Source organism: Deinococcus puniceus, assembly GCF_001644565.1.
GTDB lineage: Bacteria > Deinococcota > Deinococci > Deinococcales > Deinococcaceae > Deinococcus > Deinococcus puniceus.
Genome location: NZ_CP011387.1, coordinates 2,769,202 through 2,783,475 on the forward strand (window position 1 = coordinate 2,769,202; position 14,274 = coordinate 2,783,475).

13 protein-coding genes are annotated in these 14,274 nt (G+C 55.4%); 5 read left to right on the forward strand and 8 right to left on the reverse strand.

Annotated features, from left to right (window positions below; all coding sequences use genetic code 11):
* Positions 1–48 precede the first annotated feature (48 nt).
* The 3 genes from SU48_RS12890 (at position 49) to SU48_RS12900 (ending at position 3,518) form a co-directional block, all read left to right on the forward strand.
* Positions 49–1,428 (forward strand): glycogen synthase, encoded by a 1,380-nt coding sequence (locus tag SU48_RS12890; protein ID WP_064015595.1) that lies wholly within the window; start codon positions 49–51, stop codon positions 1,426–1,428.
* Positions 1,425–2,261 carry a hypothetical protein gene (locus SU48_RS12895; protein ID WP_064015596.1) on the forward strand — a complete coding sequence of 279 codons (837 nt, stop codon included), beginning with the start codon at positions 1,425–1,427 and terminating at the stop codon, positions 2,259–2,261. Before SU48_RS12890 ends, SU48_RS12895 begins: the two co-directional genes overlap by 4 nt.
* Positions 2,262–2,762: 501 nt before the next feature.
* The gene (locus SU48_RS12900; protein WP_064016048.1) at positions 2,763–3,518 is read left to right on the forward strand and encodes an RNA methyltransferase; all 756 of its coding nucleotides are present in this window, start codon (positions 2,763–2,765) and stop codon (positions 3,516–3,518) included.
* Positions 3,519–3,561: 43 nt separating this feature from the next.
* Here the strand turns inward: SU48_RS12900 and SU48_RS12905 are convergent, their stop codons facing one another.
* A complete protein-coding gene (locus SU48_RS12905; protein ID WP_197474649.1) occupies positions 3,562–4,428 on the reverse strand; it encodes an efflux RND transporter periplasmic adaptor subunit in 867 nt (288 codons plus the stop codon).
* A gap of 110 nt (positions 4,429–4,538) precedes the next feature.
* Complete coding sequence (locus tag SU48_RS12910; protein WP_197474650.1) at positions 4,539–6,707, reverse strand: peptidase domain-containing ABC transporter; 2,169 nt, start codon at positions 6,705–6,707, stop codon at positions 4,539–4,541.
* Here SU48_RS12910 and SU48_RS14330 point away from each other — a divergent pair.
* Positions 6,693–7,692, forward strand: a protein-coding gene (locus SU48_RS14330) for an IS630 family transposase (RefSeq protein WP_197474651.1) whose coding sequence is annotated in 2 segments (ribosomal slippage) — positions 6,693–7,163 and positions 7,165–7,692 — 999 coding nt in all. Because the reading frame shifts where the segments join, the coding sequence is not laid out codon by codon here. The two genes, SU48_RS12910 and SU48_RS14330, sit on opposite strands and share 15 nt — an antisense overlap.
* A gap of 343 nt (positions 7,693–8,035) precedes the next feature.
* Here SU48_RS14330 and SU48_RS14225 read toward each other — a convergent pair.
* From SU48_RS14225 to SU48_RS14490, 6 genes are all read right to left on the reverse strand, one after another.
* A complete protein-coding gene (locus SU48_RS14225; protein ID WP_157451169.1) occupies positions 8,036–8,389 on the reverse strand; it encodes a hypothetical protein in 354 nt (117 codons plus the stop codon).
* A gap of 166 nt (positions 8,390–8,555) precedes the next feature.
* Entirely contained in the window at positions 8,556–8,822 is a 267-nt protein-coding gene (locus SU48_RS14480; protein ID WP_197474652.1) for a cysteine peptidase family C39 domain-containing protein, read from the reverse strand.
* Positions 8,823–9,000: 178 nt separating this feature from the next.
* The gene (locus tag SU48_RS14230; protein ID WP_157451170.1) at positions 9,001–9,357 is read right to left on the reverse strand and encodes a hypothetical protein; all 357 of its coding nucleotides are present in this window, start codon (positions 9,355–9,357) and stop codon (positions 9,001–9,003) included.
* Positions 9,358–9,566: 209 nt separating this feature from the next.
* A complete protein-coding gene (locus SU48_RS14485) occupies positions 9,567–10,088 on the reverse strand; it encodes a CPBP family intramembrane glutamic endopeptidase (RefSeq protein ID WP_082869774.1) in 522 nt (173 codons plus the stop codon).
* Between the two features lie 1,185 nt (positions 10,089–11,273).
* Entirely contained in the window at positions 11,274–11,549 is a 276-nt protein-coding gene (locus SU48_RS12925; protein ID WP_064015600.1) for a LuxR C-terminal-related transcriptional regulator, read from the reverse strand.
* A gap of 348 nt (positions 11,550–11,897) precedes the next feature.
* Positions 11,898–12,155, reverse strand: a complete 258-nt coding sequence (locus SU48_RS14490) for a helix-turn-helix domain-containing protein (protein ID WP_082869775.1) — start codon at positions 12,153–12,155, stop codon at positions 11,898–11,900.
* A 240-nt stretch (positions 12,156–12,395) separates the two neighbouring features.
* On the opposite strand from SU48_RS14490, the gene SU48_RS12930 reads away from it, so the two are divergent.
* Positions 12,396–14,105 (forward strand): GAF domain-containing sensor histidine kinase, encoded by a 1,710-nt coding sequence (locus SU48_RS12930; RefSeq protein WP_064016050.1) that lies wholly within the window; start codon positions 12,396–12,398, stop codon positions 14,103–14,105.
* The last annotated feature ends 169 nt before the right edge of the window (positions 14,106–14,274 follow it).

Consider the following 14,274-nt stretch of genomic DNA (forward strand, 5'->3'; position numbering starts at 1 on the left):
CAGCGTACTGTGTGAATACAGACCGTCAGGCGGGGTAGAGTGCGGCCTATGCGGGTCATGCATGTGGGGTCAGAAGTCTTTCCTTTTTCGCGTTCGGGCGGGCTGGGCGATGTGCTGGGCGCACTCCCGGCAGAGCAGGCCCGACTTCTCACGGGGTTGGGCAACACGGGGGCTGACGATGAGGTGTCGGTGATTTCGCCGTGGTACGCCAGCCTCAGCGGAACGCCGACAGAGCTGTGGCGTGGGCGCTTGCCCGAGCTGGGGGCCGATGCGGGTGACGTGACGGTGGGGGAACTGCGGCAGGACGGCGTGCGCTACCTGTTCATCGGCCTGCGCGAGTTTCACCGTCCGGGCCTGTACCACCCCGACGACGTGTGGCGCTACTCGCTGTTTGGGCGGGCGGTGATGCCTGTGCTGAAGCTGCTGAACGCCGTGCCGGACGTGTTGCACGGCCACGACTGGCAGGCGGGCTTGGCGCTGGCCCACGCACACCTGGCCGGAATCCGCACCGTGTTCAGCATTCACAATCTGGCCTATCAGGGCAAATGGAACATGGCCGAAGCCTCGCGCTGGACGGGGTTGCCGGGCTGGGCGTTCGGGGCCGATGGACTAGAGTTTCACGGCGACCTGAACCATATGAAGGCCGGGCTGATTTTTGCCGACCACGTGACCACCGTGAGTCCCACCTACGCACTGGAAATCACGACGCCGCAGTACGGAGAGGGCTTGGAAGGCCTCCTCATTCGCCTGAACCGCGAAGGCCGCCTGAGCGGAATCATCAACGGGCTGGATCAGGAGCGCTGGAACCCCCGCACCGACCCGGATATTCCGGCGTTTGGCGACCTCGCGGGCAAAGAGGCGGCGCGGGCGGTGTTGCGGGCCGAATTTGGGCTGGACGACGCCCCGATTCTGGCAACGGTGAGTCGCTTGGCCGACCAGAAGGGAATTGATCTGCTGATCGAGGCGATGGGCGACCTCGTGCCGCACTGGAATATCGTGGTGCTGGGCGGCGGCGACCCGTTGCTGACGGCGGCGCTGACGGGCTGGAGCCAGCATCCGCGCGTGGCCTTCGCACAAGGGCTGAACGAGGCCTTGGCCCACCGGATTTACGCCGGGGCCGACGCTTTTGCCATGCCCAGCCGCTTCGAGCCGTGCGGCCTGTCTCAGATGATTTCTATGCGCTACGGCACGCTGCCGGTGGTGCGCGAAACGGGCGGGCTGGTAGACACCGTGCCGCAGGACGTGGGCTTCCGCTTTGCCGACGCCACGCCCGAAGCGTTGGCCGCCGCCTGCCATGAAGCCCGCCAAGCCTTCGATGACCGCGCCGATTGGGAAAGCCGCGTCGAGCGGGCCATGTCGCTGGACTTCAGTTGGGACGGCCCCGCCGCGCAGTATCTGGCGCTGTACCGCCGCTTGGGTGAAGGGTGAGCGCCCAGCTAAGCCTCCTCTCTCTGTTGCCCGAAGACCTGCCGCCGCTGCTGGCGGGCCTGTACGAAGCCCCCGAAGAGGCGGTGGCATGGATGGCCGGGGCGAGTGTGGCCGCGTGGGTGGCCCTGAACGACGAGGAAGTTTTGCTGGGCGCAATCGGCGCACGCCCCAGCCCCCATTGGGGTGCAGAACTGGTGGGCGGCGCGTTTCCGGGGCCAACCCAATACGCGGCGGCGCTGGCACTGGCCCAAGCTGCACAGGCCGACTTGGGCCGCGTGTACGCCTTTGCCGAGCCGCACCTGTGGCCCTACGAAGCTCTGATGGGTGCGGGCTGGCGCGAAGTGGGCGCGTACCGCCGCCTGACGGGGCGCATGCCCCTGCGTCACCTTGACCCGCCCGCTGGAGTGACCCTACACCCGTTGGCCGCCGTGCAGGATTTAGCCGTGCGCCTGGACGCGCTGACGACGTTTGAAGACCGGGTGGGCCACCACGCCGTGCTGCCCGAGTTTGCTATAGACGGCGCGGCGGGTTTCGACTCACACCTCAGTTGTATTGCGTTGGACGATCAGGGCCGGGGCATCGGCCTGTGCCGCGCCAGCATAGAAGACGGATTGGGGCGCATGGATTCGCCGGGCGTGCATTCCGATTGGCGAGCCAGTGGGTTGCGGGCCGCCCTGCTGGACGCCGTGAACAGTCGGTTGCGGGCGGCGGGCATCACGCAGGTCAGCCTCGATTCTTGGGGCGACACGGCGGCGGAACTGGCGCACGACTTGAAGCTGGGGCTGCATGTGGTGGATGAAACGCCTATTTATTCGGCTCCCTTATCCGGCTGAGTTTTTGGAATGGCTTGTTGGGGCTTGTCCCACGTTGGATTCCCCCACCCCCCCGCCCCCGCCCCCAAAGGGTGCAGGGGAGTGGTCGCTCTGCTTCGCAGCTCTGCGAGTCCGCTGAGGAGGATTGATCTTGTCGCATTCAAACTCGGCTGAATCGTTCACCTGAAGCGGAGTTGCCAGTCGGCTTGAGCATGGAATTGGCCCGCGCGTTGCACGCACGACGGCCTCACACGGATGGGGCGGGGGCGATTTAGGGTGGCGGTGTCGTGGTTTTTAGCTCCTCACCCTTGAGGGGGGAGGTTGGGACTCGCAGAGCTACGCAGTAGAGGGGGTGAGTGAGCGTAGCGATTGCCCTTGCCTTTCCTTAGACCCTCGACCTTTAGACCCTTAGACCACCCCCACGCAAAGCCCGTCCCACCCCTCCCCCACTCCGAATGCTCTAGCATTCCCGGCGTGAGCGGCGACGAAAGCAGCAATGGAAGCAGAACGGAAGGCAGTCATCTGAATCTGGCGGTGGTGCTGGTGTCGCCCAAAACGCCCGGCAACATCGGTTCGGCGGCGCGGGCGATGCTGAATATGGGGGCCAGCGACCTGCGCCTCGTGGCCCCGCGCTGCAACCATCTGGACGCTCAGGCGGTGGCGATGGCTGTGCATGCCGAGACCCTGCTGCGTTCGGCCCGTGTGTATCCCACCTTGCGCGAGGCGTTGGCAGACCGCGACATCAGTGTGGGCACCACCGCCCGGCAGCGCGGAGACCTGCCGCCGCCACGTCATCCGGCGCAGTTGCGGCCTTTGGTGCGGGCCGCCGCCGCCCCCGCGCTGGTGTTTGGCCCCGAGGAAACTGGCCTGATCAACAGCGATTTGGAACAATGCCAAGTCACGGTCAGGATTCCTACCGGCGATTACGCCAGTCTGAACTTGGCGCAGGCCGTGCTGCTGGTGTGCTACGAGTTCCTGCAAGGGCTGGACGATGTGCCCGACCTGGAGCGCAAAACCGCCACCCGTGAAGAAATGGAAGCCATGTACGGCCACCTGCAGGAGACCATGCACCTGATCGGCTACACCGACGCCGTGCGTGCCCGCCATACGCTGCGGCTGTGGCGGGCCATGTTAGACCGCGCCCTGATGAACAGCGCCGAGAGCCGATTGTTCCGGGGGTTTTTGCGGCAGGTGCATTGGAAAGTAGGCGATGCGGGACGGCGGGGAGCAGAAGGAGAGGCAAGACAAGGAGAGAGCGCAGGCACGCCGGAAAGCTGACTAGCAGCTCAAGAAAGTGCCGATCATCCCGACTGATGTTGCTTCAGCTCCAAGGATCAGCCCCTCTGATCCAATCCCAGAAGAGTTGAAGCACTGTCCTTTTGCCCGAAAGCACTTGGGCTTCCCCCACCATTCCTACCACCAATGGACGGTCTTTGAGGGCCAGCGCCCGGCCCTGCTGGGGCAACTTGATTTCTACCTGATAGCTTACGCTTCCGCCTTTGTCTATTTCGCTGGTAGGAGCTACGCCCTGAAGAATAGCCTTGGTCACGCCATACTTTTGCCGAGGGTAGCCATTCCAAGCAATATGAACTTGTGAGCCTGCCCGGAGTTTCGGGCGGTCTTGTTCTGCAGCGTTGCCACGGAAGACCAAGGGAACGCCTTCTGGCAAAATGCCAAGCGCGAGTTGTCCTGCACTGAGGGTTTGGCCCACATGTAGATCACTCAGTTGCATAACTTGACCATCAATCGGGCTAAGCACATCAACCTTCTGATTCCGCGTCAGAAGAGCGAGCCGCGCCTGTACAGATGAGAGTTGTGATTTTGCTCGCTGCAACTGAGCTTCAGCCGTATTCACAGCATCTACCGCTGCTTCTAAATCGACGCGGGGCAGACCGCCCAAGTTGAAGATGATTCGGGCGCTGGTTTCTGCACGGCGTTTATTATCCAGATCGATCTGAGCCGACGTTATTTCTTGCTGCGCCTGACTTGCGGCGCTTTGCTGAATGGACAGTTGCAAGGCGGCGTCTTGCGGGTCACGCGCCAAGGCATCGAGCGTAAAAAGCACTTGCCCTTTCTTGACCCGTTGCCAAAGCTGAATTTTGCCTGCAACGATCCGCCCGGCGCTTGGTATATTGACCTCTACCGGGCGCGTTTTGGGGGTCAGTGTGCCGCGTACCTGTGCGTACACTTGGACTGTCGCCACCGATGCCCAACCGAGTGCCGCCACCAGTCCTAGGGCCAAAAACCAAAGCATGATGCGGGGCAGGCGACTGAGAGGGTGTTCCCACTGATGAGTCTCTAACACGACACCACTTCCTGATCGGCAGGAGTGCTGTTTATGGGCAGTGGATTGACGAACGGCTGAATCACGCCGTCAACGAGTTCGACAATCTGATCTGCGGGTGACATTAGCGCGGGCCTATGCGTAATCACCAACAGCGTTTTCTGTCCCTTCAGACTGCTTAGAATTTGCACTACCCGCGCTTCCCGGTTCAGATCGAGGGTGGCCGTCGGTTCATCCAAAATCAGAACGTCTGCATCTGAGAGCAGCAGGCGGGCCAGCCCCAGCATCTGCCGTTCACCACTGGAAAGGCGGTGTGGGCTGTCTCCGCCCAAGGTGGTTTGGAGTCCTTCCGGCAAGCGGCGAACGATGGTTTCCATTTGCAGCGCCCCCAAGACATGGCGCACCCGCTCTTCTGCAATTTGCCTTCCTAGGGTTAGGTTTTCCAACAAAGAGGCATAGAACATAGGCACTTCTTGGCGCTGATAGGCCACCCGTGACCGAATGGCCTCTGGCGTAAAATCAGAGAAGGGCAGACCGTCCCACACGATCTTTCCCGCCGTCGGTTCCAGCAGCGAAGTCAGTACGTTACAAAGCGTAGTTTTGCCGGAGCCGTTGGAACCCAGCAACACCGTGTAGCTGCCCTTTTTGAGAACAAGGTCAATGCCACCGAGGATAGGCCGATCTGGAAGGTAGCCAAATTCGAGCTGTTCGATCACCAGTTCAGTTGTTAAGGGCGGCAATTCTTTTATTCGGCCCGTGCCGTCTTCTGTGGGCAGTTCTAGAATTTCGGCCAACCGGTCTGAAGAGACGGTGCCTTGCTGCACAGCTTGAACCGTACCTATGAGGGTAGACAACGCGCCAACCGCATTATTGGTCAGCCCGTAAGTCGCCACCAACTGCCCCACTGAGAGTTGTCCGTCAAGGACTTGGGTGGCTCCGTACCAAAGCGTGAACAGGGAACCCAAACTTCCCAACAACCCAAAGACCACCGAACTGTTGTTGCTGAGCAAAAACCCCTGCCAAGACTGATCCATCAGCCCGCTGATCTGGTTGCGGCCTTTGGCAGTGGCCCACTTTTCGGCGCTGAATGCCTTGATCGCACTGATGCCTTCCAAGTTACCAATCAGGAAACTGTTGAGTTCTCCGCTCTTTTTTAGCACCTTGCGGCTGTTGTCGCGCAGGCGAGGAGCAATGGCAAAAACGTAGATAATGTCTAGAATCAAGCTGAGCGAGGCCACAAGTGCAAGCTGAATATTATAAAAGGCCAGCAAGCCCAAGCTGAAAATCAGGGTCAGAACGGCCACTGGTACGCTAATCATCAGACTGGTTAGCACACCGCGCACATTGCTTAAATCTCCGTTCCGCTGGAGCAGATCGCCTACCAACCGCGTTTCGTGGATTCTGAGGGGCAAGTTGAGCAAGTGATGCAGGTAGCCCATTTGCATCTTGTAATTCAGGGCCATTCCCAAATGACTGGAAAGGTAAGACCGGAACGTACCGATTAGAGTTTGCAGCACCGCAAAACCTAAAATGGCCCAAAGCATATAGGGCAGCAATTGCACTTCACCAAAAGTCAGCACCCGGTCAAACAGCACTTGCGACAGCAGCGGCGTAATGAGTGAAAAGACGCTGAGCATCACGGTTCCAATCAGGACTTCTACCAAAACTGGCGTTGCGCCCCTGAAATGCACGAGGTGAGACATCAGCCCCGCGATCCCCCGTTTGCCTACAAAATTACCTTTCTCAAAACCAAGCAAAGGCTTCAGCCAAAGCACGTTTCCTGTCCATTTTTGGGAAACTTCAGAAAGGGAAAGCCGCCGAATCCCCACAGCAGGATCGGCAATGGTGGCCCACTTGGGCGTCAGCTTAAGCAGCACCACATAATGATTGTGTTCCCAGTGCAAAATAACGGGCAAGCTAAGTTCATTGAGGCCGTCTAGATCGGCTTGATAAGCGGCTGCTTCTAGATTGAGGGCTTGGGCCGCACGCAATAGCCCATACATGCTGGTGCCGCTTTGGGTGGTGCCTGCCAATTCGCGCAGACGGTAAAGCGGCTCATGGCGTGACCAATACGCGAGGACTGTGGCAAGGCACGCGGGGCCGCAGTCGGTGGAATCAACTTGTTTATTGATGACGGCGTAAATGCGGGTTGCTATGCTGGATGAAGTATGGTTCCTTGGCAACCCTCCAAGTACACCCGCGCCCAGCTCGAAGAACGACGACTCGCCGCCCTGCCGGTGATCCAAGCCGGTGGTCAAACCAATCAGCAGATTGCGAATCAATTTGGTGTCTCCATCCACACCATCTACACCTGGAAAGAGCGTCTCAAGCGTCAGGGTGGTTTGGAAGCCACCGTCACGCCCGGTCGGCCGGGCCGCTTGACGCCGGAACAGCGGCAACAGATCGGCACCCTCCTGCAGGAGGGTGCTCGCGCGTTTGGGTTTCCCGATGACACGTGGACGACGCCTCGCGTGCGTGAGGTCATCGGTCGTCGGTTGGATGTGTGGTACCACCCGGATCATGTTCGGAAGCTGCTCCACGGGTTGGGGTTTTCACCGCAACGACCCAGCAAAGGGGCCCTCGAGCAGAACGAGACAACACTGCGAACCTGGGTGCAGACCACGCGCCTGGAGGTCGAAAAAAAAGGTCGCGCTCGGCGCGACCCTGGTGTATCTCGATGAGGTGGGTTTCAGTCTGAAGGGTGTGGTGCGCCGAACGTGGGCTCCCAAGGGAAAGACACCCATCGTGCGTCTTCCGGCCAGTTGGCAGAAGCTGTCAACCATTGGTGCAATCACCTCTAGGGGCCAATTCCTACAGCACACGCAGGTAGGAGCCATCAAGACGCCCAACGTACTGGCCTTCTTAGCGCATGTCTTGAAGCAGGTCCCAGGCGAGGTGATCCTCGTGCTGGACAATGCCGCCATTCACCGAGCGAAAGCCGTATCGGCTTTCGTAGAGACCGTAGAACGCCTGACCCTAGTCTATTTGCCGCCCTACTCGCCAGAATTGAATCCCATTGAGAAGGTCTGGGCGTACGTCAAGCGCAACGTGCTAGGCAATTTCTGTGCCAAGACGACCAAAGAACTCAAAGAGCGGCTCCGTTCGGGTTGGCAGCGGGTGCGGTATATCAGCCTGCCACAACGGCTTATGGCGGCAACTCCGATTTAAACCGGTATCAATAGTATACTTCATCTTGCTTCCAAAAATGTTTCTTGTTAACTGTCCTTCTTCGATACATTGATAATTTTTCTATCATTTAGAATTATTTTCAGAACTCTTACTCCGTAAAACAGAGCTGCTACCGAAGTAGTAACAGCGAGTATGTTAAACCCCCAATGGTCTTTGCTATTCTGAAGATTTATAAATAAATTGGACAGAAATATCAAAGAGACGAAGATCATTACGCCGATTCTTTTGCTCATTATATACCTTATTATTTCATTGAATTGGCTTGATCAAATGGCAACAGAGGGTGAATAGCTCTGTTGCCATTTGGTATGCCTTTAAGCGATCAATAATTATATGTTGCGGAAGCTTGGCTACTAATTCTTCCTCCGCCATATGTGTTAGTTGTCGTAGAGTTTGAATAAACAACCTGCTTGGGTGGATTACCACTGCGACATTCTTGCAGATTCTCTCCAAGCGCAACGGCAGAGTTGATAGTTCCACCCGCTGCTGCCACTGAACCAAAGCCTGCCATAGTTTTCGTCAAAGGCTCAGGGTCAACAACAGCTATTGCTCCAGCAACAAACGCTCCACCAGCGGTGCCTATCATGGTTAGGAAATTACCCACCATATCAAAGCAGTCTTTTGTAGCACCGCCGCAGATAATCAACTGATCTTCTCTTGAGATTTTATTCAACATGAATTCTCCTGTAGTGGATAATAGCCGCCTTGAGTCGGCTTGCAGTTATCTAAAACCTAAATAGATTTAACAACTTCACTTCACTTCGAAGCCAGAATGCAAAGCCCAATTGCCTTGCACACCCTTATTCTCCGCCACAATCCCAAAACTGTACATATGTCTAAAGTCATATATCTTTAGTTATAGACGGACTGGGTTGCTGAGCGGTCAGTGTTTCGCTTACTGCTGTGTCAGACGGCCCCAGCACCCGCGCAATAACTTCGGCGCAGCTCTTCACGCTCAGCTTGCGCAATAGCCCATACATGCTGGTGCCGCTTTGGATTGTGACTGCCAAGTCACGCAAGCGATACAGCCGCTCGTGGCGTGACCAATACGCGAGGACTGTGGCAAGACATGCGGGGCCGCAGTCGGTAGAATCAACTTGTTTAATCAAGATTACTAATCACCTTCCAAAAATGCACAAAAAGCCATTGACCCTAGAGAGCTGAACTCCTAAAGAGCCTGCTGATTTTATTGGTACTAAAACGCATTTTGTCTACCTATTTCAACTTTCTCGCTCTATCTTGAAGAGATTCTATATGATTTCCTGTTATATTTGTCAGAACAAACAATTACAATTCAAGTGTGATGCGCTTATTTCTAAGAGAATATTTATATTTATATTGTTTATCGTTAATTGATACTTCCAAATTCCTCACATGATCCCATGGAAAAATATTAAGGAAAAGAAAATCTAGGGTAAGCAGATCGACACCTTCAGGCGGTATAATGTGAAACTTTATTTCTTTATCATCACCATCTATGATGCGTTTTTCTGCAAGCTCAACTCTTCTATTTTCTAATATTTCCTTACCTTTTAACAAAAGAAAATGTATGCTTAAATCAACCTTAAACCAAATACCCAAGAAGCCAAGCCAAAAGCCGAAGATGGAATAGGAATGATACTTGACTGTAACATTGATAACCACATATCCTCCGTATTTTCTACCATAGTGACAAATAGCTGCCGGGTGATGGTGCAATCATTACCCCAAGCGGGGCGAAAAGGCAAAAGTTGGCTAAGTAGGTGGCGGCAGTACAAGTGGGTATCGATCAGATTCGCTGTTCGCGCCCAAAGAGGTTTTTTCGTCACCGCGGACATCGGAGTATGACCATCTCTACCCACGCTAGCTAATTACTATGTAAAACCAAATTTTAGAACAAACACTATCAAAAGAAGCCATAACATATTGTACAGGGCGTGAAAAATAATATTATATTGTCGCCCAAGTAGTACGGCGATGTACCAACATAAAACACCAAGGAAAAAGAATGTGTACAGATTTTGGTCAGCGTATTTTTTATGGGCAAGTGCAAAAATAAAAGATTGAATCAGGCATATCATTAAACTTACAGATTCTTTCTTTGTAAACCTATTCAATATGTATATTGGAATATTTCTGAATACAAATTCTTCCACCAAAGGTGCTATAATAATGGTAATAAAAGCGTAGGGAAGTAGTTCTATTAAATTATAGTTAGGATATTTATCTTGTGTGACTACATTGGTTTTATTAATATGGGCTACTAAAGGCAAATTAATAAAAAAATACATAAGCGATATGGCGAACACAATAAATAATTTTGCCGAAATCTTGAGATCGGTGGCTAATTTATAAAGGTTTGACACACACAATCCTCCCGCAATGCAAAGATGCATCAGCGTACTAATGCCTCCTGTTTATAGATTGCTCTGAAATGTAGACTTGAAAAATACTACGATGTGATTGGATTAATTGCTTCCATATACATGCTATCTGAAATATATACTGCCTGTATCATAGAGAACTAGACTACCCATTCTTGCATTTAAGCCATCGTTTGTAGATGCATTTTGATTCGCTCCATTTACCTAATGATTAGAATCACAAGTCGTGCCTGTGCTATCAGCTCTATTGCTTGAATACTTACTCGTGTAAGTCTGGGAAACAGAAGAAGTTGCATTGAAAACAAAGTCCACAGTTCCAGTAACAACACTACATATCTGTTGAGGACTTACCGAAAAGCTTGGAGTGCATTGCGTACGGGACACTGCAATGGTTGCCGAGGGAACTCCAGCACATATATTAGGGGGCAATGCGCCTCCGCCGAAAACCTCTCCTACATATAAGCTTCTCTAAAATGCTGCTAATAAGATTCCGAGCAAAATTGATGAGACAAGGGCTTGAGCTGAATACTTGTGATATGTTTTCAAATTTGCGACTGAATTCCATAATTTGAGCTTTGATAATATCATAAAACAATATGGCTTAAAATTGCTCAAGAGAATCTCCGAACGACCACCCTCACATACTCGTTGTTCATATATGTAAACAAGGGGGGATTGAGTCCCCCCTTTTGTAAGATCACCTATAAGGACTGATGTTCTTCTCTTGAAACATCCACAGTGTTTTCGCATCGTGAGCCTGCGGAACTTCTATGTTAGAAACTGCATTGGAAACATAGTTCACAGTTCCAGTAACAACATTGCATACCTGTTGAGGATTTACCAAAATGTTCGTACGGGGCACTTGAATGGGTGCCGAGGGAACTCCAGCACATATTTGAGGGGGAAATGCATCTCCGCCGAAAACCTCTCCCACTTCAACCATCGTCATTTCTTTCAACATAATTTACTCCTTTCTAAGTAACTAGCGAGGGTAGAGATGGTCATGCTCTAATGCCCGCGGCGACGAAAAAACCTCTTTGGGCGCGAACAGTGAATCTGATCGATACCCACTTGTACTCCCGCTACCTACTTACTACTTATGGCTGAAACGTTATATCTAATCCTGTATGCAAAGCCCGATTGCCTTGCACGCCCTTATTCTCCGCCAGAATCCCAAAACTGTACATATATCCAAAGTCATATATCTTTAGTTATAGACGCACTGGTTTGCTGAGCGGTCAGTGTTTCGCTTTCTGTCGTGTCAGGCGGCATCAGTTGTGCAATAGCTTCGGCGCAGCTCTTCACACCCAGTTTGCGAAAGATGTCAGATAAGTAAACTTTGACGGTTCCTTCGGTGCCGCCCAAGAGCGAGGTGATGTGTTTGCTGCACGCTCCACGGGCCAGCTCAGTCACCAAGGCTTGCTTGCAGATGGTCAGTGAGACAAATTGGGTAACACAGGCAGGCAGATACACGGCTTAGCGTTCTTGTCTTCCCACCAGTATGAGGTCATGTCATTGCCGCTGGGAGGCTGAGAAGGCGGACGAACACCAATCAAACTTCCGGGAGGCTGGGGAGGGACAACATACCCTTGTGCAACCTGTGCCAGTGCTTTAGACAGCTCTACCGAGACAGGGGGGAGGGCGAGTGCGAGACGGGGAGCCGAATCTTGAGACTGAGCAGCAGCGACGCCACTGAGGATCAAGGCCAACATGAAAAATCGAGTGCTTTTCATGCGTTTATAATGCGGTATTTATGACCATTCTGGAATATATCTTTAGTTATATGTCTTTGGATATATATCTTTAGTTATATATCTTTCTCTATAGTCTCGCCAGCCTGACTATCTGCTGTAGTTCATCCTCCGTTATACCGAGTGGCCCCAGTACCTCCAACATAACTTCAGCTCGACTCTTCACGCGCAGCTTGCGAAAGATGTTGGACAAATGAACTTTGACGGTTCCTTCAGTAATGCCCAGTGCAGAGGCGATGCGTTTGTTGCAGGCTCCACGGGCCAATTCTGAAACAAGAGCCTGCTCGCGGGTGGTCAAGGTGTCCAGAGAAAGAGATGCTGTGGGCATAAAAACTCCAAATTGAGAGGCAAGTACGTCGGATGCCGATCTAAATCAACAGCGAGTCATTCTACGAGTGGCATATTTCACATCATTCCCCCCAACTAGACAACATTATTTTGCTTGAGTGCTAACCGGAAAGCTGACCCCACCCCCGCATCCATTACCCTTCCCCGGCCCCCCGTTGCCTATGCTGTAGGCATGACCGACGTCCGCCCTTCACCTATGTCAGCGCCGACGCCCGCGCCTATGCCCGCCGCGCCGCCTGCCCACATGCCGGGCGAGGTTCGGCTGTCTGACCGGGTGCGCTTGGTTCGCAATACCCTGCCGCCGCTGATCGTGCTGGTGGTGGTGGTGGTGGAAGTGCTGATTGCCCGCCTTCCCAATACAGCGGGTCAGACGTGGGCGCACCTGCTGTTTTACGGTCTGCTGGGGCCAGCCGTCACTTTTTTCAGTGTGGAATGGATTGCGGAAGGCACGCGGGCGCGGGAGCGGGCCGAGCGGGAACTGCGCGACTTGTACGGCCAACTCAGTGCGTCTCACGGGCGGCTCCGGGCCGTGCAGGAGCTGATGCGTGACCTGACCGACGCCCCCGACATGGGCGCAGTGGTGGAGGTCGCGGCACGCGGCGCGGTGCGGGTCACGGGGGCCACGCACGCCACCCTGACTGTGCCCGGCGGCCTGAGCGGCACGGCACGCGGCGACACCCTGCTGGCCTCGCCCAGCGCCGACCTGTACGCCCTGAAAGTGGGCATTCCGGGCGGCGGGGCGATGGCGCTGCATTTCGAGACGCCGCCCACCCCAGACATGGAAGCTTTGGCTCAGGCGCTGGCCGCCGAGGTTGCCAACGGCGTGGAAGCCGCCCGCCAGCGCACGCTAGACCTGATGACGCTGTATTCGGTGGATCAGTCTATTCGTGCCGAACGCAACATGCGCCGCCTGCTGTCGCGGGTCACGCGCAATATGGCCGGACGCCTGCGGGTCGATGCGCGGGCCGCCTACCTGACCGATCAGGACGGCCTCTTGCGGCTGGAATACGCGCAGGACAAGACCGGAGAATCGGGCGCGGGCACGCCAGCCCCCGCTTTTGCGTTGCGCGTGGCACAGGCCGGAACGCCGCTGGTCGCCACCCCCGAGGAAGCCGCTGAGGTGTTTGCTGGGGCTGCCAGTGCCCTAGGTTTCCCAATGCGAGACGACGAAGATCTGGTAGGTGTGCTGGTGCTGGGAGACGCCCGCGCCGACGCCTTCGACGACGCCCGGATTCCGCTGCTGGCCCTCATGGCGGGGCAGGCCACGCTGGCCGTTCGCAACGCCCGCGCCTACCTGTACTCCGAAGAACTCGCCATCAGCGACGAACGCGCCCGGATTGCCCGCGAGATTCATGACGGCGTGGCGCAGTCGCTCGCCTTTGCCGCCCTGAAGCTGGATGTGGTGGCCCGCCAAGTGCGGAGCCAGCCTGAACAGGCCGAAGCCGAAGTGAAAGCCGCCAGCGCCCTGCTGCGCGAACAGATTCGGGAAGTCCGGCGCTCTATTTTTGCCTTGCGCCCGATTGATCTGGAACGCTACGGCCTGCTGGAAACCGTGAGGCGCTACGTAGAGGACTTTGGGCAGCAAAACCGCGTGCGGAGCGTGCTGAGCGTCACCGGAGACATTACGCTGTCGCCCAGCGACGAAGCTGTCGTGTTCCGAATTTTGCAGGAAAGCCTGAACAATATCGCCAAGCACGCCCGCGCCCACGAGGTGAAAGTCAGCCTGCACGGGGCCGCCCACGTGACGCTGCGCGTGCAGGACGACGGCGCAGGCTTTGACCCGGAGCAGATCAGTGGGCGGGTCAGCAGTGCGGGCGGGCTGGGCCTGATGCAGATGCGCGAGCGCGTAGAAGCCAGAGGCGGCAGCTACCGCGTGCTGAGTGCGCCCGGACACGGCACGGTAGTAGAGGCGGAAGTGCCGCAGGCCTGATGAGGGGGGAGTGGTCAGTGGTCAGGAGTGAGTGGGAAAGGCGTGGGAGCCGGAGAATCCACGCTTCGAACACGGAGAGAAACTGTTTAACCTGATGTCGTGAAAGGGAGTGGGGAGGTCATGGCCCAGAGCCCAGACTCCAGCGCCGACTCTCTGCCAGCACAGCAGA